We start from the raw sequence: 20,552 nt of genomic DNA on the forward strand, positions 1-20,552 counted from the left end.
GCGGCGGCACCAACACCCCTTTCATCGCATAGAGAGAACAGAACCCCATGACCCAGGTTTTTCACCGCATGCCCAGGCAGACGCTGCCCGTCGCGGTAGCGGGCGAGGGCATCGAAATCATCGACTCCACCGGCAAGCGCTATATCGACGCAAGCGGCGGCGCGGCGGTCTCGTGCCTCGGCCACAGCAACGCGCGCGTGATCGGCGCGATCAAGCGTCAGGCGGAACAACTGCCTTATGCGCACACCTCGTTCTTCACGACCGAGGCGGCCGAGCAACTGGCCGATCATCTCGTCGCCGCCGCGCCCGAGGGGCTCGAGCACGTCTATTTCGTGTCGGGTGGATCGGAGGCCATCGAGGCCGCGCTGAAGCTCGCGCGCCAGTACTTCGTCGAGAACGGCGAATTGGCGCGCCGCCACTTCATCGCCCGCCGCCAGAGTTATCACGGCAATACGCTCGGCGCACTGGCGATTGGCGGCAATGCGTGGCGCCGCGAGCCGTTCCTGCCGATCCTGATCGAATCGCATCACGTGAGCCCGTGCTACGCGTATCGCGAGCGTCTCGCGGGCGAATCCGATGAAGCCTACGCCCAGCGTCTCGCCGACGAGCTCGAACACAAGATTCTCGAACTCGGGCCCGAGACCGTGGCGGCCTTTGTCGCGGAGACGGTGGTGGGTGCGACGGCCGGCGCCGTGCCGCCCGTGCGCGAGTACTTCCGCAAGATCCGCGCGGTTTGCGATCGCTATGGTGTACTACTGATTCTCGACGAGATCATGTCGGGCATGGGCCGTACCGGCTATCTGTATGCGTGCGACGAAGACGGCGTGGCGCCCGACCTGCTGACGATCGCGAAGGGGCTGGGCGCCGGGTATCAGCCCATCGGCGCGACGCTCGTGAGCCAGCGCATCTACGACACGATCACCGGCGGCAGCGGCTATTTCCAGCATGGCCATACCTACATCGGCCACGCTACGGCGTGTGCGGCGGCGCTCGAAGTGCAGCGCGTGATTGCCGAAGAGAAACTGCTCGAAAACGTGCTCGCGCGCGGCGAGCAACTGCGGGCGAATCTGCGCGAACGCTACGCCGACCATCCGTGGGTGGGCGATGTGCGCGGGCGCGGCCTGTTCGTCGGCGTCGAGCTGGTGAAGGACCGCGAAAGCCGGGCAACCTTCGACCCGGCGCTGAAGCTGCACGCGGCGATCAAGCGCGAGGCCTTCGCGCGCGGCATGATGGTCTATCCGATGGGCGGCACCGTCGACGGCCGGAACGGCGATCACGTGTTGCTCGCGCCGCCTTTCATCTGTACGGCCCAGGATATCGATACCATTGCCGGGCGCCTTGCCACCGCGATCGACGCCGCGTTTATCGCCACGGGCGTGATGCGCACGGCATGAGCGCGGTCCTTTATTCACGGAGTTTCTCCATGACGCAATCGCAGAACCCGCGGCTGCCCGCATTCGACGCCGGAGAGGCGTCTCCCGAGCAGAAGGCCGTGCTCGACGAAATTCTCTCCGGTCCGCGCGGCAACCTGAACGGGCCGTTCCTCGGCTGGATCTACAGTCCCGAACTCGCGCAGCATGCCCAGCGGCTGGGCGCGTTCTGCCGCTACCGCACGGGCTTGCCGCTACGGCTTTCCGAGCTCGCGATCCTCGTGACGGCGGCGCGCTGGCAGGCGCAGGCCGAGTGGTACATCCACTATCCGATCGCGCTGGAGGCGGGTGTGCCCGCCGCGCTGGCCGAGCAGATCCGCACGGGCGCCGAGCCGCAGTTCGACGAACCGGACGACGCGCTCATCTACGCGTTCGCGACCGAGCTATACGATGCGAAACGCGTGTCCGACGCAACCTATGCGCGTGCGATCGAGCGGTTCGGGCGCGAGGTGACGGTGAACCTGGTCGGGCTGCTCGGCTACTACGCGCTGGTGGCGATGACGCTGAATGTGTTCGGGATGCGCGCGCAGGGCCAGCAGGGTCAGCAAGGCCAGGATACGCTGCCGTTCCCCGAGTAAGCGCCCCAGCTGGCGCCGCATGGACAAACCACGCCCCGTCCGGATCGTCCGGACGGGGCGTGGTCCTTCTGGGGAGGCGGAATGAGTGGGGCAAGCCCAGGAAAATGTGACGGCGATATTTCGGCGCTGCCGATTAAATAGTATGGCTAATACCAGGTGCCGAGTTAATGAAGTGCTCAAAAAGCCGCTCGATAAAATAAAACGACCGCACGCAAAATCGACGAGGAAACGTTTCCAGCGGTGCAAGCCGAAAATTGATTCGCACGATTATGTCACGCGATACAGCCAGCTTTCGCCGGCTAATCCGGGATTTTGCGGTGCCGCATACAGGAGCGAAAAAAGAGCATGCGGCCGGTGCACGATGCCTCCGTGGCAGCAGCTTTTACCCGGCTGACCGGCGCGTCGGGTAATTTATGCTGAGGCGATTATTTCCGCACTTCGGCATATCAGGGAAAATCCGGTTTCATGCGGTTTTTCTAAAAATCGCTTGCGTTGATTAATTCGTATTGTTAGTCTTGCCAGACCTATAAAAAGCCGGGTAGGAATTATCGACGAACCGGCGCACAAAACGGGGAAACACAGGGAAAGATCCTGGCGGAAATGCAGCACCCTGCCAGGGCTCGCCTCAACCCAAATTCCGGGGAACCACATGCTTGATACGACCATCGACGTTGCCGAAAGCCCGCGCGCCGCCATGGCCGGCATTGGCGACGTCGTCACCCTCAAATCCGGCGGTCCGCGCATGACCGTCATGTATGCCGGCCCGGTGGGTTTTGCCGCAGGTCACTGGCTGATCTGCCAATGGTTCGACGAACACGGCGAACTGCGCCAGGACATGTTCGCCGAGGACATGGTCCGCATCGAGCCGCGCTCCATTCCCGCAGGCTCGGTCAAGTTGCGCGTGGACGCCACGCGCTCGTCTGCAAGCCGCGTTTAACGCGGGTGCCGCAGCGGCTCAACTGCCTGGCTGATTCGAAACGCTACGCACAAGGGCGGGCTTTGACGCGCCCTGTGCCTCGACCTCTTAGCGCTGACCTTCCGCTGCGATCTTGACGGCGAGTCCCGCCAACACGGTGCCCATCAGATAGCGCTGAATCACGAGCCAGGCCGGGCGACCGGCCAGAAAGGCGGCGATCGTGCCTGCCGTCATGGCGACCGTGGCATTCACGGTGATGGAAAGCACGATCTGGATCACTCCCAGCACAATGGATTGCCCCAGCACGCTGCCGTGATGCGGGTCGATGAACTGCGGCAGCAGCGAAAGATAGAGAATCGCGATCTTCGGATTCAGCAGGTTCGTCACGAAGCCCATCAGGAACAGCTTGCGCGGATTGTCCGGCGTGAGTTCGCGCACCTGGAACGGCGAACGGCCGCCCGGCTTGAGCGCCTGCCACGCGAGCCACACCAGATAGAGCGCGCCGCCGAAGCGCAGTGCGTCGTAGGCGAACGGCACCGTCATCAGCAGCGCGGTAATGCCGAAGGCCGCACATAGCATATAGAACACGAAGCCGAGCGCGACGCCGCCCAGCGAGATCAGGCCGGCCTTGCGCCCCTGGCAGATCGAGCGCGAGATCAGATAGATCATGTTCGGTCCGGGGGTAAGCGCCATGCCGAGCGAAACGGCGGCGAAGGCCAGGAACGGGGCGGCGTGATGCATCTTGGGCTCCAGAGAGGGGGAAATACGGTGGCGGGGCGTGCAGCCGCCTGGGACTTCGAATTATTGAAATGGACCTTTGCGGTTGTCGCTGCTGCCACCGCGTGCGGCGCGCGCCGCGATGCGGTCGGAAAGCTTGCGGGAGAAGAGGCCCATGCCGATGCGACGCTCGCGCTCCTTCTTCTGCTTGAGGAGATCGGCCGGCGGATTCGGCTGGAACGCCCAGTAGAGCGCGAGCAGCCAGCCCACCACGGTCCAGCCGAGCACGGCGTTGACCATCGCGATGATGAGGAGATCGTGACGCCGGCGCCGGTCGGCGATGATCGCGGGCAGAAAATAGAGTGCCACTGCCGCGACGAGGACGACGACATCGAAGACGGTGTGGCTTGCCATGTCGTTCCTCCCTGCAAAGAGTGGGCGCCGTACGATAGCGCAATGGCGTATTGTCGCCCCAAATCGGTCAGTGCGCCGAATATCCCCGGCTGGCTGCCGGGCTTCGCAGGCTCAATGGCACATCACCGACTGTTCTCCATCGTCCCGAGGAATATCGGCAGACGGGGGAACGGGTCTATCATCTGGCTTTTCATCGCAGGGGCTCCCACCATGATTTCCGATTCGACCCAGGACACCCGGCAGCTCGATCACGACGCGCTGCGCGCGTTCGTCGAGCGCAAATGGAACGACGAGATCGTCCCGGCGCTCACCGACTACATCGCGGTGCCCGCCAAGAGCCCGGCCTTCGACCCCGACTGGGCGAAGCACGGCTATCTCGAACGCGTGGTGCACGACGCGGCGCAATGGGCCGAACAACAGCCGGTGCGCGGCCTGAAACTGGAGATCGTGCGCCTCGCCGGCCGCACGCCCGTGATCTTCTTTGAAGCCCCGGCCACGCGTTCGGGCAGCGAGGAAACGGTGGTGCTGTACGGCCACCTCGACAAGCAGCCGGAATTCGCCGGCTGGCGCAACGACCTCGGGCCGTGGACGCCCAAGCTCGAAGACGGCCGGCTCTATGGCCGCGGCGGTGCCGACGACGGCTATGCGATCTACGCGAGCGTCACGGCACTGGCGGCACTCGACGCTCAGGGCATCGAGCGGCCGCGTTGCGTCGGGTTGATCGAAACCTGCGAGGAATCGGGCAGCTACGATCTGCTGCCGTACGTGGATGCTTTGCGCGAGAGGCTCGGCAAAGTCGGCCTCGTCGTCTGCCTCGATTCGGGCGCGGGCAATTACGATCAGCTCTGGCTCACCACGTCGCTGCGCGGTCTCGTCGCCGGCGATCTGGAAGTGGAGGTGCTCGAGGAAGGGATCCATTCCGGATCGTATGGCGGTATTGCGCCGTCGAGCTTCCGCGTGATGCGCCAGCTCTTCGAGCGTCTGGAAGACGCCGCGAGCGGCACGCTGCTGCCCAAAGGCTTCCATTGCGCGATTCCGCACCAGCGCCTGGCGGAAGCCGAGGCGACGGCGAAGATTCTCGGTGACAGCGTGTGGAAGACCATGCCCTGGGCGTGCGGTCAGGACGGTCGCCGCGTATTGCCGACGACGACCGATCCGGAGCAGGCGCTGCTCGATTCGACGTGGCGGCCTTCGCTCTCCGTGACGGGTGCGGCGGGCTTGCCCGCGCTTGCCGACGCCGGCAACGTGCTGCGGCCGCGCACGGCGTTCAAGCTGTCGCTGCGGTTGCCGCCGCTCGTGGAGGCGTCGAAGGCCGTGGCCGAACTGAAGGCGCTGCTGGAGTTCGATCCGCCCTATAACGCGAAGGTCACGTTCAAGCCCGATGCCGCCGCGGCGAACGGCTGGAGCGCGCCCGAACTCGCGCCGTGGCTGACCGATGCGCTCAATGCCGCTTCGCGCACGCATTACGGCGCCGACTGCGCGTATCTGGGGCAGGGCGGCACGATCCCGCTGATGAACGTGCTGCAGGCAGGCTTCCCGAAGTCGCAGTTCATGGTGTGCGGCGTGCTCGGACCGAAGTCGAATGCGCATGGCCCGAACGAGTTCCTCCACGTGCCCTACGCGAAGAAGCTCACGGCCACCGTGGCCGAAGTGATCGCCGCCGCGCCCTGAAGAGGGCTTGTCATCAAACGGGCGCCCCGTGTCGGGGCGGCCCGTGTCATTGCATCGATCTTCTGGCTTCTGGCCGGCGCTCCAATCCTTATGGGTGGGCTGCCGGCGCGCGCCCGGCCTGCTGCGGCGTGTCCTCGCCGGCGTGCGGGTGGGACTCCGCGTGACAGGAGCAGGCCTCCTCGTCCATCGGCTGCTCCAGATTCTTCATGATCCCGCATTCGCTGCTGCGCTGGTCGTGCGCGTGGCAGGTATCGCGCAGCGTGCGTAACTGCTGCTCCAGCATGCGCATCGACTCGATCTGCAGATGGATGCGCTCGATCTGGCAGTCGATGAGCTGGTTCACTTCGTCGCAGGGCTGGCTCGGATCCACCTGGAAACGCCGCAGCATGCGGATGTCCGCGAGTCCAATGCCCAGCGAGCGGCAGTGGCGGATGAAATTCAGCTGGGCGACGTGCGCGGCCGCATAGCTGCGATAGCCGTTGGTTTCCCGGGCGGGCTCGTCCAGCAATCCCTCGCGCTCGTAAAAGCGCACCGTTTCGACATCGCAGTGAGCGAGGCGCGCCAGCTCTCCAATCCTCATGCTCGTGGCTCCCAAAAATGGCTTGACCCTGTAGCCGCTACAGGCTGTTCAATGATTGTGTCACTTTTGGGAGGTAACGGCCATGGTCATGGCTTTCAAGTTGCGGTTTGTCGCAGGGCAGCGATATCGGGCGCGTCTCGACGGACAGGCGGGAGAGCCGTCCGGCGGTGCGGCGGCGCGGGCCGAGGCCGACGCGATGGCGCATGCGGCGCCGGGTGGCCAGTGTGCTGGCGGTTGCGCTCACGATCATGGAACGGATTCGGGGGCGGACCGTCGGCAGGCGCAAGGCCATGGCGCGGATCATGCGCACGATCATGACCACGCGTGCGACCACGACGCTGGCTCCGATGTCGCCGTGATCGAGACGAGCGACGGCACGCAGGAGGGCTGTGGGCACGATCACGCGCACGACCATGGGCATGACCACAGCCACGGTCACGATCATGGCCACAGCGAGGCACACAACCACGCCGACCCCCTGGCCCACGCCTGCTGCCACGGTCACGACCGCGCCGCCGCACCGGCCGTGCCGCCGCCGCCCGCGCCGGACGGCACGCGGCGCGCGCGCTATCGCATCGACAATATGGACTGCCCGACCGAGGAGCGGCTGATCCGCAACCGCATCGAGCCGATGCCGGGCGTCGTGCGTCTTGACTTCAACCTGCTTTCGCGCGAGTTGACGGTTCATCACCGTCTCGACGACACGGAAGTGCTCGTCGTCGCGTTGAAGGCCCTCGACATGGCGCCGCGCGTTCTCGACGAGTCCTCCCCTGCTGTCGCCGCTCCCGAAGCTCCGCGTCTCGCGGTGCGCCAGAAACTGCTGCTCGCGGTCAGCGGCGTCGCGGCCGTGCTGGCCGAGGTGCTTGCCTGGACCACGGGGCAGGACGCCGCGCTGCCGGTGCTCGCCTGCGCGGTCGTTTCGCTCCTGTGCGCGGGCCTGCCGACGTTGCGCAAAGGCTGGATCGCGCTCAAGAACTTCACGATCAACATCTATTTCCTGATGTCGCTGGCGGTGGTCGGTGCCGTGGCCATCGGCAAGTGGCCCGAAGTGGCGATGGTCGTGTTCCTGTTCGCGCTGGCGGAGGAGATCGAGGCGCTCTCGCTCGAACGCGCGCGCCAGGCCATCCGCGCACTTACGGCGCTCGCGCCCGATACCGCCGAAGTCTGGCAAGGCGAAAGCGCCCGGGCCGCGGCCGATGCGCCGCGCAGCGCCGGACAGTGGCTCACCCGCGCGGTGGGCGAGGTGGCGATCGGCAGCCGGATTCGCGTGCGCACCGGTACGCGCGTGCCGCTCGACGCGCGCGTGGTGGACGGCCGCGCGGCGCTCGACCAGGCGCCCATCACCGGAGAAAGCCTCCCCGTCGACAAAGCCGTGGGCGATACGCTCTACGCGGGCAGTATCGCCGTCGATGGCGTGGTGGAAGCCGTCGTGACCGCCGCGGCCGGCGACAGCACGCTCGCGCGCATCGCGGCGGCCGTGCAGGAAGCGCAGGCGCAGCGCGCGCCCACCCAGCGTTTCGTCGACCAGTTCGCGCGTTTCTACACGCCGGCCGTGGTCGCGCTCGCCGTGCTGATCGCCGTGGGCGGTCCCCTCGTATTCGGCGGCAGTTGGTCCGACTGGCTCTACAAGGCGCTCGTGCTGCTCGTGATCGCGTGTCCGTGCGCACTCGTGGTTGCCACGCCCGTGACGGTGGTGAGCGGTCTCGCGGCCGCCGCGCGTCACGGCATGCTGGTGAAGGGCGGCGTGTGGCTCGAACGCGGCCGTCTGCTGAAGGTCGTCGCGTTCGACAAGACCGGCACGCTCACGCGCGGCGAGCCCGTGCTCACCGATGCGATCGCGCTCAACGCGATGCCCATCGAAGACGCGCTCAACATTGCCGCGAGCCTCGACGAGTCGAGCACCCACCCGGTCGCCCGCGCGATCGTGTCGGGCTGGCGCGCGCGTCAGCCGGGCGACGCGCTGGTGCGCATCGACGACTTCGCCGTGCTCAACGGCCGCGGCGTGAAGGCGCGCATCGACGGTCCGGACCGCGAAGGTCCGTTCTGGCATCTCGGCAACCATCGTCTCGTGGAGGAGCTGGGCCTGTGCTCGACGGAGCTCGAAAGCACGCTCGCCACGCTCGAAGGCGCGGGCAAGACGGCCATCGTGCTGTGCTCGCCGCAGGAGCCGGTCGCCGTGTTCGCCGTGGCGGATACCGCGCGGCCCGAGAGCGAGGCGGCGGTGCGCGCGCTGAAGAAGCTGGGCGTGAAGACCGTGATGCTCACGGGCGACAATCCGGCCACGGCGCGCGCGATTGCGGGCCCGCTCGGCATCGACGACGCGCGCGGCGATCTGCTGCCGCAGGACAAGCAGGACGCGGTGGCAGCGCTGGCGGCGCAGCGTGGCATGACGGCCATGGTCGGTGACGGTGTCAACGACGCACCGGCGCTCGCCCGCGCCGATATCGGCTTTGCCATGGGCGCGGCAGGCACGGCCACGGCGCTCGAAACCGCCGACGTCGCGATCATGGACGACGATCCGCGCAAGATCGCCGCCTTCATCGGCCTGAGCCGCAAGGTGGCGGGCGTGCTCACGCAGAACATTGCTCTCGCGCTCGGCATCAAGGTGGTGTTTCTCGCGCTCGCGCTGGCGGGCGACGCCACGCTCTGGATGGCCGTGTTCGCGGACATGGGCGCGAGCCTGCTCGTCGTCGCGAACGGCTTGCGCGTGCGCGGGCATTTCGCGAAGGGCCGCTGAGGCCGGTTCAATACGGACGTGCGAGCCGCGCCTGCAGCGCGGCTCGCGTCGCTTCGTCGAAATTGCCAAGGAATGCGAAGCGTCCGGCGACGAGCGTGGCGGCCGGCACGCCGTCGCGGAACACGAGCCGGTTGCCCGCCACGGCAGGCACTTTTTCGCCGGGCAGCAGCGTGCCGGCCAGATTGAGCGGATCGGTGGCCGAGACGCACATGAGCACTCCCTCGCCCGGCCCGCGCCGGCGGACCTCGCGCAGGAGCGCCACGGCCTCGGGCAGCGCGAACTGTTCTCCCGACAGGCCGGTGACGAAGCGTCCGCCGCGCACGTGGCCGCGCGCTTCCATGCGCTGCAGCACGCGCAGCAGATCGCGCCAGGGCGGCAGCCACGACGCCTCGCGGATCAGCAGTTGCCAGCACACGACGCCGTAGCGGCGCAGCAGCACGTTGGCGACGTGTTCGAGCAGTTCGGGATCGGCGCCCGGGCGGCGTGGCGCCGTTGCGTTCGCGGTGGTTTCTTCGACGGGCGCCTCGATGCGTCTCAAGACGGCCCAGCGTCCCGCGTCGGCCATCCCGCCCACGAGCGGTCCAAAGCCGCGCGGCCGCCTGCGGCCCGCATGCGCGTTGCGCTTTGCCGCCGGCTTCACGAGCGCGCGCAGGCCCGCGAAGCTATCGGCATTCACGAGGCCCGCGGCCACGAGTTCGCCCAGCGCATTCTCCAGTTCGACGCCGAGCAGATGGGCATCGGCAGCCAGTTCGTCGAAGAACATCGCGCCGTGCCGCAGCAGGGCGTCATAGACCCGCTGCGTGCGGGGCGGCAAGCCGGCGGGGTCGGGGGCATCGACGAGCGCGGTCCAGCGTGCGAGTTCGCGCCGCGGCAGGAGCACGACCGGCGTGCTGCGCACCGTCGACCCCGTGGCCGTGCGCGACGGCAGGCGGCCCCACGCGAGACGTCCCGAGCGGCAGAGATCGTCGAGTAGCATCGGCGTGAAGTCGTCGATGCGAGCAGGCAGGATTTCCTCCTCCCACGCCAGTGCCGAAGCCTCCCAGCCTTCCATCTGGCCGATCACGTCGGCGAGCGCGTCGCGCCCCGAGCCGCGTGCCGCGACGTGCTGCCATTCGAACAGGAAGCGCATGAAGTCGTGACGCTCCACCGGTTCGATCTCGCGCCGCAGCTTGCGCACGGTGTAGCGATGGATGCGCGCGAGCAGATGGCGCTCGCACCACTCTTCTTCGCGCGCGCCCGGCGTGAAGCGGCCGCGCATGACCGAGCCTTGCGCTTCCAGGGCCGTGAGTGCCTGCGCGGCGACGCTCGCTTCCAGCGCGAGCGGCCGCGCCACCTGCGCGACCGTGAGCGGCCCGAATCCGGAAAGCCGGGCGCGCAGCAGTTCGACCAGCGCGGCTTCTTCGGTCCAGTGCTCGTCGTAGCCGGGCGGCGCCTGCAACGGCGGCTCGCAGCGCGCCTGCGGATAGACCGCACACACGCAGTTCAGGCGTTCGGCGGCGACCCAGAGCGCGTCGTCTTCGGTTTCGTTGGCCGCAATGGGCAAGCGCGTCGCGCGGCCCGCCTGCGCCAGTTCGTGCAGCCAGCCGGGCCAGCCCGGCTCGCGTTGCGCCTCGTTTTGAGAGATGCACCCGAGCGTCATGAGCGCATCGTGCATCTCATCGGCATCGCGTGCCTGCGGCCAGGCTTCTTCGCGTACACCGGCGATCGCTTCGGCGTCGAGCGCGCCCAGATCGTCCGCCGATTCCGGGTCGCGCAGGCGCCGGCTCAGCACGGCCTGGGTGCGGCGCTCTTCGATCGGGGCGTCGTCGAGGAAGGCGTAGGGGCGCGCCGTGAGGATCTCGGCGGCAAGCGGCGAGGGCGCGTTGAGATCGCGCGCCACGAGCCGGACCTCGCGCCCCTCGATGCGCTTGAGGAGCGCGAGCCAGCCTTCGGTATCCATCGCATCGTGCAGGCAGTCGTCGAGCGTCTGATCGACGAGCGGATGGCGCGGGATCTCGCGCTCGCCCGCGAGGTTTTCCACGCAGGCCACCTGATCGGGGAAGACGGCCGCGAGCAGGTCCTCGCTGCGCATGCGCTGGATTTGCGGGGGTGTCTTGCGCCCGCCCGTCTGGCGCGGCAGCGCGAGCGCCGTGGTGGCGTTCCAGCGCCAGCGCACGCCGAAGAGCGGCGCGTCGAGCAGGGCCTGCACGAGCAGATGCCCGGCCGTATTCGAATGCAGGTAGCGCCAGACCTCGTCCAGCGCGAAGCTGTGCGCGCCGGTGAGCGAGAGGATGATGGCGTCCTCGGTCGCGGCGGCCTGCAGCTCGAAGTTGAACTGGCGGCAAAAGCGCTTGCGCAGCGCGAGGCCCCACGCGCGGTTGATGCGGCTGCCGTACGGCGAATGGATCACGAGTTGCGTGCCGCCCGATTCGTCGAAGAAGCGTTCCATCACCAGCGTGTCGTGGGTCGGCAAGGCGGTGAGGGCGGCGTAGGCGCGGGCGAGGTGCTCGGCGATCTGGCGCGCGGCCGCTTCGTCGAGGCCGATCGTGGCCGTGAGCCAGTCACAGACACGTTCGACGGCGGGGGAAACGGGCGCGCCAGTCCGGGCATTTTCGGCGATCAAAATGTAACTAACAGTCAGTCCCGCCGGGCGCTCGACTTCTGGCGGGCTCGGCGCCACCGGACCTTCTTTGTCTGCAAGATCAAGGGGTACAGGTTCAGCAGAAAGGAGTCGCTCCGCATGCGCTCTCAACCGCCCAATGGCGAACGAAAGCTCGTCGCTGCGGCCGGGCGCCTCGCCGAGCCAGAACGGGATGTTCGGCGGCTGCCCTTGCGCGTCTTCCACGCGCACCCGCCCCGCCTCGACCCGCAGGATCCGGTACGACGCATTGCCGAGCTGGAACACGTCGCCAGCCAGGCTCTCCACAGCGAAGTCTTCGTTGACCGTGCCGATCTGGATGGCCTGCGGCTCCAGCAGCACGGCGTAGTCGGCGTTATCGGGAATCGTGCCGCCCGAGGTCAGCGCCACGAGTTGCGCGCCGCGCCGGCCGCGCAGCACGCCGTGCACGGCATCGCGATGCAGATATGCCGCGCGCGGTCCGTGCCGGCTCGTATAACCCTCGGCGAGCATGCGCAGCACCGCGTCGAACTGGGCGCGTTCGAGCGCTGCCCAGGGCGTGGCGCGCCGCACGAGCGCGAAAAGCGCGTCTTCGTGCCAATCCTCGCAGGCCGCCTCGGCGACGATCTGCTGCGCGAGCACGTCGAGCGGCGCGTGCGGCACGGCAAGCCGGTCGAGTTCGCCGCGCCGCACGCAGTCGAGCAACGCGGCGCATTCGATGAGGTCGTCGCGCGACGTCGGGAAAAGCCGCCCCTTGGGCGTGCCGCCGACCTGGTGACCCGAGCGGCCCACGCGCTGCAGAAAGGCCGCGATCGAGCGGGGCGAGCCGATCTGGCAGACCAGATCGACGTCGCCGATATCGATGCCGAGTTCGAGCGACGCCGTTGCCACGAGCACGCGCAACTCGCCGCGCTTCAGGCGCTGTTCGGCGTCGAAGCGATGCTCGCGCGCGAGGCTGCCGTGGTGCGCCGCCACCGCTTCAGCGCCGAGCCGGTCCGTGAGGTGGCGTGCCACGCGCTCGGCCATGCGGCGGGTGTTCACGAACACGAGCGTCGTGCGGTGCTGCACCACGAGTTCGGCCATGCGGTCGTAGACGCGCTCCCACACGTCGTTGGCCATCACCGCTTCGAGCGGCACCGGGGGCAGTTCGACGGCGAGGTCGCGCGCGCGGGCGTGGCCCACATCGACGATCTCGCACGCGGGCGGCGTATGCGGGTCGTCGCCCATGCCCACCAGAAAACGGGCCACGCTGTCGATCGGCTTTTGCGTCGCCGAGAGCCCGATGCGCAGCAGGCGCCGGCCGCACAGCGCGTCGAGCCGCTCGAGGCTCAGCGCGAGATGGCAGCCGCGCTTGTTGCCCGCCAGGGCATGAATTTCATCGACGATCACGCTGCGCGCCGTCGCGAGCATGCGCCGCCCCGAGGCCGAGCCGAGCAGCACATAGAGCGATTCGGGCGTGGTCACGAGGAGGTGGGGCGCGCGCTTGCGCAGCGCGGTGCGTTCGGGCTGCGGGGTGTCGCCCGTGCGCACGGCGCTGCGGATCTCCACGGGCGGCAGGCCGAGCCGGACCAGCTCTTGCGCAATGCCTTCGAGCGGGCGCTCGAGGTTCAGGCGGATGTCGTTCGAGAGCGCCTTCAGCGGCGAGACGTAGATCACGAGCGTCGCGTCCGGCAGCGCGCCGCCGTTTTCGAGCCCTTCGCGCACCAGTTCGTCGAGCGCGGCGAGAAAGGCCGTGAGCGTCTTGCCGGAGCCGGTGGGCGCGGCTACGAGCGTCGCGCGCCCACTGGCGATCAGCGGCCAGGCGGCGCACTGGGCGGCGGTGGGGCCGGCGAAGCTGCGCCGGAACCAGGCCGCGACGGCGGGATGAAAGCGCGCGAGCGGATCGTCCGCGGCGACGGCTTCGGGGCCGGCCCCAGCGGCGGTTTCGGCATTCGCGGATGCGGAAGAGAACGATGTCATGCGCGCATAGATGAGGGCGCTTACGCGGTTGTCCAGCGGGTTGTTCAGCGGGTTGTCCAGCGTGCGCATGCACCAGTCTCGCAGTTTTCGTACGCGATTGCATGCGGCGGCCAGCCCGGGACGGTTTTCTGCACGCGCGCGCGGCGCGCAGTATTCTCGCCGGGTTGTCGTTCCCCTGTTCTCAAGACGGAGTCATCACCATGCGATACAACCCACTCGGCCGCACCGGCCTGTTCGTTTCGGAACTGTGCCTCGGCACGATGACCTTCGGCGGCGGCGACGGTATCTGGCACCAGATCGGCGACCTGCAGCAAGCCGAAGCCGAAAAACTGATCGGCCGCGCCATCGATGCCGGGATCAATTTCATCGACACCGCCGACGTCTACTCCCAGGGCGTATCCGAGCAGATCACCGGCCAGGCGCTGAAGAACCTCAAGATTGCGCGCGACCAGGTGGTGGTCGCGACGAAGGTGTTCGGGCAGATGGGCGAAGCGCCCAATCAGAGCGGCGCCACGCGCTATCACATCATGGACGGCATCAAGGCGAGCCTGAAGCGCCTGCAGCTCGATCACGTCGACCTGTACCAGATCCACGGATTCGACCCGGTCACGCCGATCGAAGAAACCGTGCGCGCGCTCGATACGCTCGTGCAGCAAGGCCATGTGCGCTATGTGGGCGTGTCGAACTGGGCGGCGTGGCAGATCGTCAAGGCGCTCGGCATCGCGCAGCAGCACGGGCTCGCGCGCTTCGATTCGCTGCAGGCCTATTACACGATCGCGGGCCGCGACCTCGAGCGCGAACTCGTGCCGATGCTGCAGAGCGAAGGGCTGGGGCTGATGGTGTGGAGCCCGCTGGCAGGCGGCCTTCTGAGCGGCAAGTTCGGCCGCGACAAGGACGGCGAGGCAGGCAGCCGCCGCACGACCTTCGACTTTCCGCCCGTGAACCGCGAGCGCGCGTGGGACTGCGTCGATGCGATGCGCTCGATTGCGGAGAAAAAGGGCGTGTCGGTCGCGCAGATCGCGCTGGCGTGGCTGCTGCATCAGCGCGTGGTGAGCTCGGTGATCATCGGCGCGAAGCGCGTCGATCAGCTCGACGACAACGTGGCCGCCACCCGGGTGAAGCTCTCGGAGGAAGAACTGGCGGTGCTCGACGACGTGAGCCGGCTGCCCGCCGAGTATCCGGGCTGGATGCTGGCGCGCCAGGGCGACCGGCGCCGCGAGCAGTTGCGCGAATCGAACCGCGAGTGATCGAGGCCGATTAGCGAGTCTGACTGGCGAGGCGCGATTCGCGCAATGCCGTAGTAAGCCAGGGCGAGGCTCGCCCGCCCTGGCATTCAACCTCAAGCGTTATCTAACCACGGCCCCGGCCTATTCGGCCACGACCTTCAGGTGATTCTTCACCGAGGTCACGCCGGAGACGTTTTCGGCGACCTGCTTCGCATTGTCGCGATCCTCGGCGGTCGGCACGGTACCGGTGAGCGACACGATGCCCTTGCGCGTCTTCACGTGAATGTGCGTGGACTTCACGTTGTTCGCGGAGAGCAGATCGGCCTTGACCTTGGTCGTGATGGTTGTGTCGTCAACGTGCTGGCCCACGGTCTCGGAACTGGCCGCCGGGGTGGTCGAGCCGTTCGTGTCGGTCTGCGCCGTGGCGGCGAGGGCGAAGGTCATGCAGGCGATACCGGCTGCGGTCTTGAGAGTCAGGATGCGCTTCATGGTGGCTTCTCCTTTTCTGGTTGTGTCGGTGCTGCTGTCCCGCAAGTGCTGTGCCGCAGTGCGCAAGACGCCCGCCATCGAGCCGGCGGGTGATGTGCCAAAGCCTGCGAAACACGCGCCGGCAAGCGGAAGATGGCGCGCTTTGGCAGCCCACGCAGCGAGTGAAGAAGAGTCGCGCATATTTTCCGGCCGATTGTAAAAACGTCCTTGCCGGGGTCGGGGTCAACGGGGCCGGGCCGCCCCGAGCAAGCGCCGATCCTGTTTCAAAACAGGGAGTTGTAAAAACTGGCATGAGTGTTGCGTCATGGCGTCCACATTCCTCTATCCCGAACAGGATCCGCCATGCCTTCCATTGCGTTACACGCGCGCCAGCAAATTGCCCTGACGCCGCGCCTGCAGCAGGCGGTGCGCCTCCTGCAGCTATCGTCGCTGGAGTTCCAGCAGGAGCTACGCGAAGCCCTCGATACCAATCCGTTTCTCGAATACGCTTCGCCGACCTCGGAAAACGGCGAGGCCGCCGAAGCCGTCGAAGGCGAGGCGGCCGGCATCGGCTCGGTGGCGGCGAATGCCTCGGCCGAATCGCTTGCCGAACCCGCCGGCGCGAGCATGGGCGACAGCGCCATGGACGACGGCGCGATGACGTCCGAACCGGCGGCCTATACCGCCGACATGCCCGCATCCGGGTCGCTGCGCGCTTCGAGCTACCGCGGCGCGGACGACGGCGAATCGGAAGCCGCCGACTGGGTGCGCGTGCCGATGTCGTTGCGCGAGCAACTGCACGAGGCGCTGCGCCTCTCTCCGCTCGACGATCGCGACCGCGGCGCTGCCCGGGTGGTGATCGAAGCGCTCGACGACGACGGCTACCTGCGCCAGGAGCTCGCCGACCTTGCCGATGTCGAGGGCATGGGCAGCGCGCTCGACGAAGACCGGCTGCGCGTGGCGCTGCGCGTGATCCAGACGCTCGACAGGCCCGGCATTGGCGCGCGCTCGCTCTCCGAATGTCTTGCCTTGCAGCTCGAGGCCATGCCCCAGGACACGCCGCACCGGGATCTCGCGCATCAGATCGTCCTGCAGCATCTCGAACGGCTGGCGCGCCGCGAGAACGGCGAGTTGCAACGCCAGTTGGGCTGCGACGCGGCCTCGTTGCAGGGCGCCTGCGCTCTCGTGCGCCGGCTCGACCCGAAGCCCGGCAACCACTACGGCCGCGCGGACGGGGGCTACGTCGTGCCCGACGTGATCGTGCGCCAGGTGCGCGGCAAGTGGGTCGTGAGCGTCAATCCGGCCATCGAGCCGCGTGCGCGCATCCACCAGCTCTATGCGGAAATGTTCGCGCGCTCGGGGGAAACGAGCCGCTCGCCGCTCGCGCAACAGTTGCAGGAAGCGCGCTGGCTGATCCGCAACGCGCACAAGCGCTGCGAGACCATCCTGCGCGTGGGCGAGTGCATCGTCGCGCGCCAGAAGGCGTTCTTCCAGTACGGCGAAATCGCGCTGCGGCCGATGCTGCTGCGCGATGTGGCCGAAGAGCTCGGCCTGCACGAATCCACCGTTTCGCGGGCGACCGGCAACAAATATATGGCCACGCCGCGCGGCATCTTCGAGTTCAAGCGCTTCTTCCCGCGCGAACTGGAGACGCGCACGGGCGGCACCTGCTCGGCGGCGGCGGTGCGCGCGCTCATCAAGGAGATGATCGATGCGGAGAACCCGCGCGATCCGCTCTCGGACGTGGTGCTCACGCAAGAGCTCGAAAAGCAGGGCGTGCAGGTGGCGCGCCGAACGGTCACGAAATATCGTCAGATGATGAAGCTGCCTGCGGCGGAGATGCGCCGGCAGATTTGAGCGCGCGGTTCGGCACACTTGGGGGCGCGCTTGCGTCCGATGGCCGTGAAGGACCGCGCTGGGCAGCGCAGCCGGACGCCGGTGTAGAATGTGAGCGATCGCTCATATCCTTACCGGCGTCCACGACCATGACCACGAGTACGACGAGACGCAGTCCGCGCCGCCGGACGATTCCGCGCCGGGCGATCCCGCTCGACGCGCGCAAGCAACCCACGCAGCGGCGCGCGGCGGCTACCGTCGACGCGATTCTCGAAGCGGCCGCCCGCATCCTCGAAACGTCCGGCCTGCCGGGCTATACGACCAACGCTGTCGCCGAGCGCGCCGGTGTGAGCGTCGGCTCCCTCTATCAGTACTTTCCGAATCGCGACGCGCTGACGGCCGCGCTTATCGAGCGCGAGAGCGAGTCGCTCCTCGTGGACGTAGATGCGGCGGCCGGGGCGGCGACGTGCGAGGCCAGTCTGCTCGCGCTGGTGCACGCGGCCGTGACCTACCAGATGCGCCGCCCGGCGCTCGCACGCGTGCTCGACTTCGAGGAGCGCCGCCTGCCGCTCGACGAACGCGATGCGCGCGTGGGCGAGCGCATTCATGCGGCGCTGGTGCGTGCGCTGGGGCTTGGCGATGCGCCTCAACTGGACGACCGCGAAACCGCTGCGCACGATGTGTTCGCGATGGTGCATGGCATGGTCGATGCGGCGGGCGAGCGCGGCGAGACCGATGCCGATGCGCTGGAAGCGCGCGTGAGGCGTGCGGTGATCGGCTATCTGTGGCGCACCGAACAGCGGCGCTAAGGGCGCTGAGGGGCACTAAGGGTGCGATGAGGCGCCGTTAAGAAGCGCCCAGCCGCTCGATCAGCGCCATCGCGGCAGCAGGGTTGCGCGCCTTGTAGCCGCTGATCACATACAGGAACACATCGCGCCCAGCCTTGGCGGCAAGCGGCTTGCCGAACGTCGCCAGATCGCCGGGCGTATCGCCGCCGGCCCACGTGCGGGCGCGTTCTGCCCACTGGTCGAGTTCTCCTGAGGAATAGCCGAGCCGCTCGTTTTCGCGGGTTCCCATGATGCGCGCATAGACGAACGGCGCGCTCGCATCGGCGATCTGGGCGTAGTCCGAATCGCCGGACACCACGATTGCCGCTGCGTGGCGGCGCGCCAGCTCGACGAATTCCGGTGTGCAGAAGCTCGTGTCGCGCACCTCCAGCGCGTGCCGCAACGGCACGCCTTCCGCTTCGGTGGGCAGCAGTTCCAGAAATCGCGCGTAATCCTCGGGATCGAACCGTTTGCCCGGCGTGAGCTGCCAGTTGATCGGGCCGAGCTTTGCGCCCAGCTGCAATACGCCTCCCGTGAGAAACCGTTCGATCGTCGGGCCGGCCTCGGCCAGCACGCGCCGGTTCATCGCGAAGCGCGGCGCCTTCAGGGCGAACAGGAAGCCGTCGGGGGTTTCGTCTCGCCAGCGTGCGAAGCTCTCGGGGCGCTGGGCGCCGTAGTAGGTGCTGTTGATCTCGATGGTCGTGAGATGACGGCTCGCGTATTCGAGTTCGCGCCGCTGGACGAGGTCGACCGGATAAAACGTGCCGCGCCAGTCCGGATAGATCCAGCCGCCGATGCCGATGCGAATGCGGGAAGCGGGGGAGGCCTTCATCGGAGTGCGCCCCTGCGAATGGGAAAGCGGCAGTGTAGCGTGCCGGTGCGCGCTGCGCCGCGCGGCAGCCCGGCGCAGGGGCATCTAGGGACATTTAGGCGCCGAGCGGTGTTTTTAGTCATCGTCTGATATTTTTGCGCCGGCCTGGGCGGTACTTTGGTCGGATGATGTCAGAGAGAATGCTATGAATCATCCGATTTCCTTTCGCCCCAGCCCGGCCTTGAGCGACGAGCAGTGGCGCAGCGTCGAATCGCTGTTTCGCGAGGGGCGCCTTGGCGCCCCTCGCCGTGGCCGGCCCGCGCACAAACCGCGCGCCGTGTTTGGCGGTATCCACTGGGTGTTGTGGACCGGCGCGGTCTGGTCCGCGTTGCCCGACCAGTATCCCGATTTTCGCACCTGCCACCGGCGCTTCAAGGGCTGGTTCGAAGCCGGCCTGGTCCAGCAGGCCATGTCGATCCTGTACGGCGACGAAGGCATTGCGCTGTGCGCCGCCATGAGCGAGCGCATGCAGGCCTGGCGGGCGCCGGCCGGTCGCAAGCCGCGTTTCCCGGTCGCTTCCACGCTCCGCTGGCCCGTGGTGCGGCCCATCGTCGTGCGCTGATCCGGTTCGGACGGCGGCGGCACCGACCCGTGCCGCGGTTTTGCAAACCGGCCCCGCAACGTCGCATCCGCCGTAATGCCGCGCCTCGCAGTCGCTCGTTCTTCGCGATTTTCAGGGCGCGGCAAAGTGCGCTTTTTGTCCTGTCGGCCCCCGTGCGCGATACTGTCACGTTTGACGCACGGATAACCAGACAGGACATGGCGCATTTCGACGTATTCAACGGCGATGCAGATGGCATCTGCGCGCTGCATCAGCTTCGTCTCGCGCGCCCGCTCGAGGCGACGCTCGTCACCGGCGTGAAGCGCGACACCGCGCTCGTCGCGCGCGTTCCGGCACAGCCGGGCGACACGCTGACGGTGCTCGACATCTCGTTCGATTCCAATCGCGACGCGCTCGTGAAACTGCTCGACCGGGGCGTGCGGGTCGAGTACTTCGACCATCACTATGCCGGCGATCTGCCGCAGACGGTCAATCTCATCGCCCATATCGACACCACGTCGGAGGTCTGCACGAGCGTGCTCGTCGACCGCCATCTACGCGGTCGCTATCGCGCCTGGGCAATCGCGGCCGCGTGGGGCGACAACCTGAGCGGCACCGCCGCGGCCCTCGCGCGCGAGGCGGGCCTCGATGAAGCGCAGTCCGCGCAACTGCGCGAACTGGGCGAATCGATCAACTACAACGCCTATGGCGACGAAGTATCGGATCTGCTGGTTGCGCCGCACACGCTTTACGAGACGCTCAAACCCTACGCCGACCCCTTCGACTTCATCGCCGCCGAGCCGATCGCGCAGCGGCTCGGCGAATGCCGCCACGCGGATCTCGCGCTCGCGCAGGCGGTGACGCCGCTGATCGCGCTCCAGTACGGCAGCGTGGTCGTGCTGCCCGATGCGCCGTGGGCCCGGCGCGTGCGGGGCGTGTTCGGCAACGCGCTCGCCAACGAGGAGCCCACGCGCGCGCACGCCGTGCTGACCGAGAACGCGGACGGCAGCTATGCGGTGAGCGTGCGCGCGCCGCTCGCGAGCCCGCGCGGCGCGGACGAACTTTGTCGCTCTTTCCCGGGCGGCAACGGCCGGGTGGGGGCGGCGGGAATCAACTGCCTCGCGTCCGACCGGCTCGACGTGTTCGTGACGGCGTTCGCGCGCGTGTTCGGGCGAGGTCACTGAA

Annotated in this window: 17 protein-coding genes; 10 read left to right on the plus strand and 7 right to left on the minus strand. The window is 67.7% G+C overall.

From position 1 onward, the window contains the following. Positions 1-47: 47 nt before the first annotated feature. The 3 genes from U5760_RS12325 (at position 48) to U5760_RS12335 (ending at position 2,945) form a co-directional block, all read left to right on the plus strand. Complete coding sequence (locus U5760_RS12325; protein WP_322012062.1) at positions 48-1,394, plus strand: aspartate aminotransferase family protein; 1,347 nt, start codon at positions 48-50, stop codon at positions 1,392-1,394. Between the two features lie 29 nt (positions 1,395-1,423). Next, positions 1,424-2,008 carry a carboxymuconolactone decarboxylase family protein gene (locus U5760_RS12330; protein ID WP_322012063.1) on the plus strand — a complete coding sequence of 195 codons (585 nt, stop codon included), beginning with the start codon at positions 1,424-1,426 and terminating at the stop codon, positions 2,006-2,008. Between the two features lie 649 nt (positions 2,009-2,657). Continuing rightward, the gene (locus U5760_RS12335; protein ID WP_322012065.1) at positions 2,658-2,945 is read left to right on the plus strand and encodes a YodC family protein; all 288 of its coding nucleotides are present in this window, start codon (positions 2,658-2,660) and stop codon (positions 2,943-2,945) included. A gap of 87 nt (positions 2,946-3,032) precedes the next feature. Here the strand turns inward: U5760_RS12335 and U5760_RS12340 are convergent, their stop codons facing one another. Beyond that, complete coding sequence (locus U5760_RS12340) at positions 3,033-3,665, minus strand: LysE family translocator (RefSeq protein WP_322012067.1); 633 nt, start codon at positions 3,663-3,665, stop codon at positions 3,033-3,035. Positions 3,666-3,725: 60 nt separating this feature from the next. Then, entirely contained in the window at positions 3,726-4,055 is a 330-nt protein-coding gene (locus U5760_RS12345; protein ID WP_322012069.1) for a superinfection immunity protein, read from the minus strand. A 210-nt stretch (positions 4,056-4,265) separates the two neighbouring features. Here U5760_RS12345 and U5760_RS12350 point away from each other — a divergent pair, with 210 nt between their 5' ends. Beyond that, entirely contained in the window at positions 4,266-5,726 is a 1,461-nt protein-coding gene (locus tag U5760_RS12350; RefSeq protein ID WP_322012070.1) for a M20 family metallopeptidase, read from the plus strand. 88 nt (positions 5,727-5,814) lie between these two features. Here U5760_RS12350 and U5760_RS12355 read toward each other — a convergent pair whose 3' ends face one another. Together U5760_RS12355 and U5760_RS12360 are read right to left on the minus strand one after the other, a co-directional pair. Then, on the minus strand, positions 5,815-6,306 hold the full coding sequence (locus U5760_RS12355) for a Cd(II)/Pb(II)-responsive transcriptional regulator (protein ID WP_322012072.1): 492 nt from the start codon (positions 6,304-6,306) through the stop codon (positions 5,815-5,817). A gap of 37 nt (positions 6,307-6,343) precedes the next feature. Continuing rightward, entirely contained in the window at positions 6,344-6,751 is a 408-nt protein-coding gene (locus U5760_RS12360; protein ID WP_322012073.1) for a hypothetical protein, read from the minus strand. Positions 6,752-6,832: 81 nt separating this feature from the next. Between U5760_RS12360 and U5760_RS12365 the strand changes: the two genes are divergently transcribed. Continuing rightward, positions 6,833-9,043 carry a heavy metal translocating P-type ATPase gene (locus U5760_RS12365; RefSeq protein ID WP_415914087.1) on the plus strand — a complete coding sequence of 737 codons (2,211 nt, stop codon included), beginning with the start codon at positions 6,833-6,835 and terminating at the stop codon, positions 9,041-9,043. A 7-nt stretch (positions 9,044-9,050) separates the two neighbouring features. Here the strand turns inward: U5760_RS12365 and U5760_RS12370 are convergent, their stop codons facing one another. Further along, positions 9,051-13,598 (minus strand): DEAD/DEAH box helicase, encoded by a 4,548-nt coding sequence (locus U5760_RS12370; RefSeq protein ID WP_415914097.1) that lies wholly within the window; start codon positions 13,596-13,598, stop codon positions 9,051-9,053. 200 nt (positions 13,599-13,798) lie between these two features. Between U5760_RS12370 and U5760_RS12375 the strand changes: the two genes are divergently transcribed. Next, the gene (locus tag U5760_RS12375; RefSeq protein ID WP_322012075.1) at positions 13,799-14,845 is read left to right on the plus strand and encodes an aldo/keto reductase; all 1,047 of its coding nucleotides are present in this window, start codon (positions 13,799-13,801) and stop codon (positions 14,843-14,845) included. A gap of 120 nt (positions 14,846-14,965) precedes the next feature. Here the strand turns inward: U5760_RS12375 and U5760_RS12380 are convergent, their stop codons facing one another. Next, on the minus strand, positions 14,966-15,313 hold the full coding sequence (locus U5760_RS12380; RefSeq protein ID WP_322012076.1) for a BON domain-containing protein: 348 nt from the start codon (positions 15,311-15,313) through the stop codon (positions 14,966-14,968). A 342-nt stretch (positions 15,314-15,655) separates the two neighbouring features. Between U5760_RS12380 and U5760_RS12385 the strand changes: the two genes are divergently transcribed. Next, positions 15,656-17,149 carry an RNA polymerase factor sigma-54 gene (locus tag U5760_RS12385; protein WP_322012077.1) on the plus strand — a complete coding sequence of 498 codons (1,494 nt, stop codon included), beginning with the start codon at positions 15,656-15,658 and terminating at the stop codon, positions 17,147-17,149. A 128-nt stretch (positions 17,150-17,277) separates the two neighbouring features. Next, positions 17,278-17,937, plus strand: coding sequence for a TetR/AcrR family transcriptional regulator (locus U5760_RS12390; RefSeq protein ID WP_322012078.1), 660 nt, complete (start codon positions 17,278-17,280; stop codon positions 17,935-17,937). 37 nt (positions 17,938-17,974) lie between these two features. Here the strand turns inward: U5760_RS12390 and U5760_RS12395 are convergent, their stop codons facing one another. Next, entirely contained in the window at positions 17,975-18,787 is an 813-nt protein-coding gene (locus tag U5760_RS12395; RefSeq protein ID WP_322012079.1) for a DUF72 domain-containing protein, read from the minus strand. 184 nt (positions 18,788-18,971) lie between these two features. On the opposite strand from U5760_RS12395, the gene U5760_RS12400 reads away from it, so the two are divergent. Both U5760_RS12400 and U5760_RS12405 read left to right on the plus strand, forming a co-directional pair. Further along, positions 18,972-19,388 carry a transposase gene (locus U5760_RS12400; RefSeq protein ID WP_322012080.1) on the plus strand — a complete coding sequence of 139 codons (417 nt, stop codon included), beginning with the start codon at positions 18,972-18,974 and terminating at the stop codon, positions 19,386-19,388. Between the two features lie 197 nt (positions 19,389-19,585). Continuing rightward, on the plus strand, positions 19,586-20,551 hold the full coding sequence (locus tag U5760_RS12405) for an acetyltransferase (protein WP_322012082.1): 966 nt from the start codon (positions 19,586-19,588) through the stop codon (positions 20,549-20,551). Position 20,552: the final 1 nt, after the last annotated feature.

The sequence above is a fragment of the Paraburkholderia sp. J12 genome, assembly GCF_905220215.1.
Classification (GTDB): Bacteria; Pseudomonadota; Gammaproteobacteria; order Burkholderiales; family Burkholderiaceae; genus Paraburkholderia.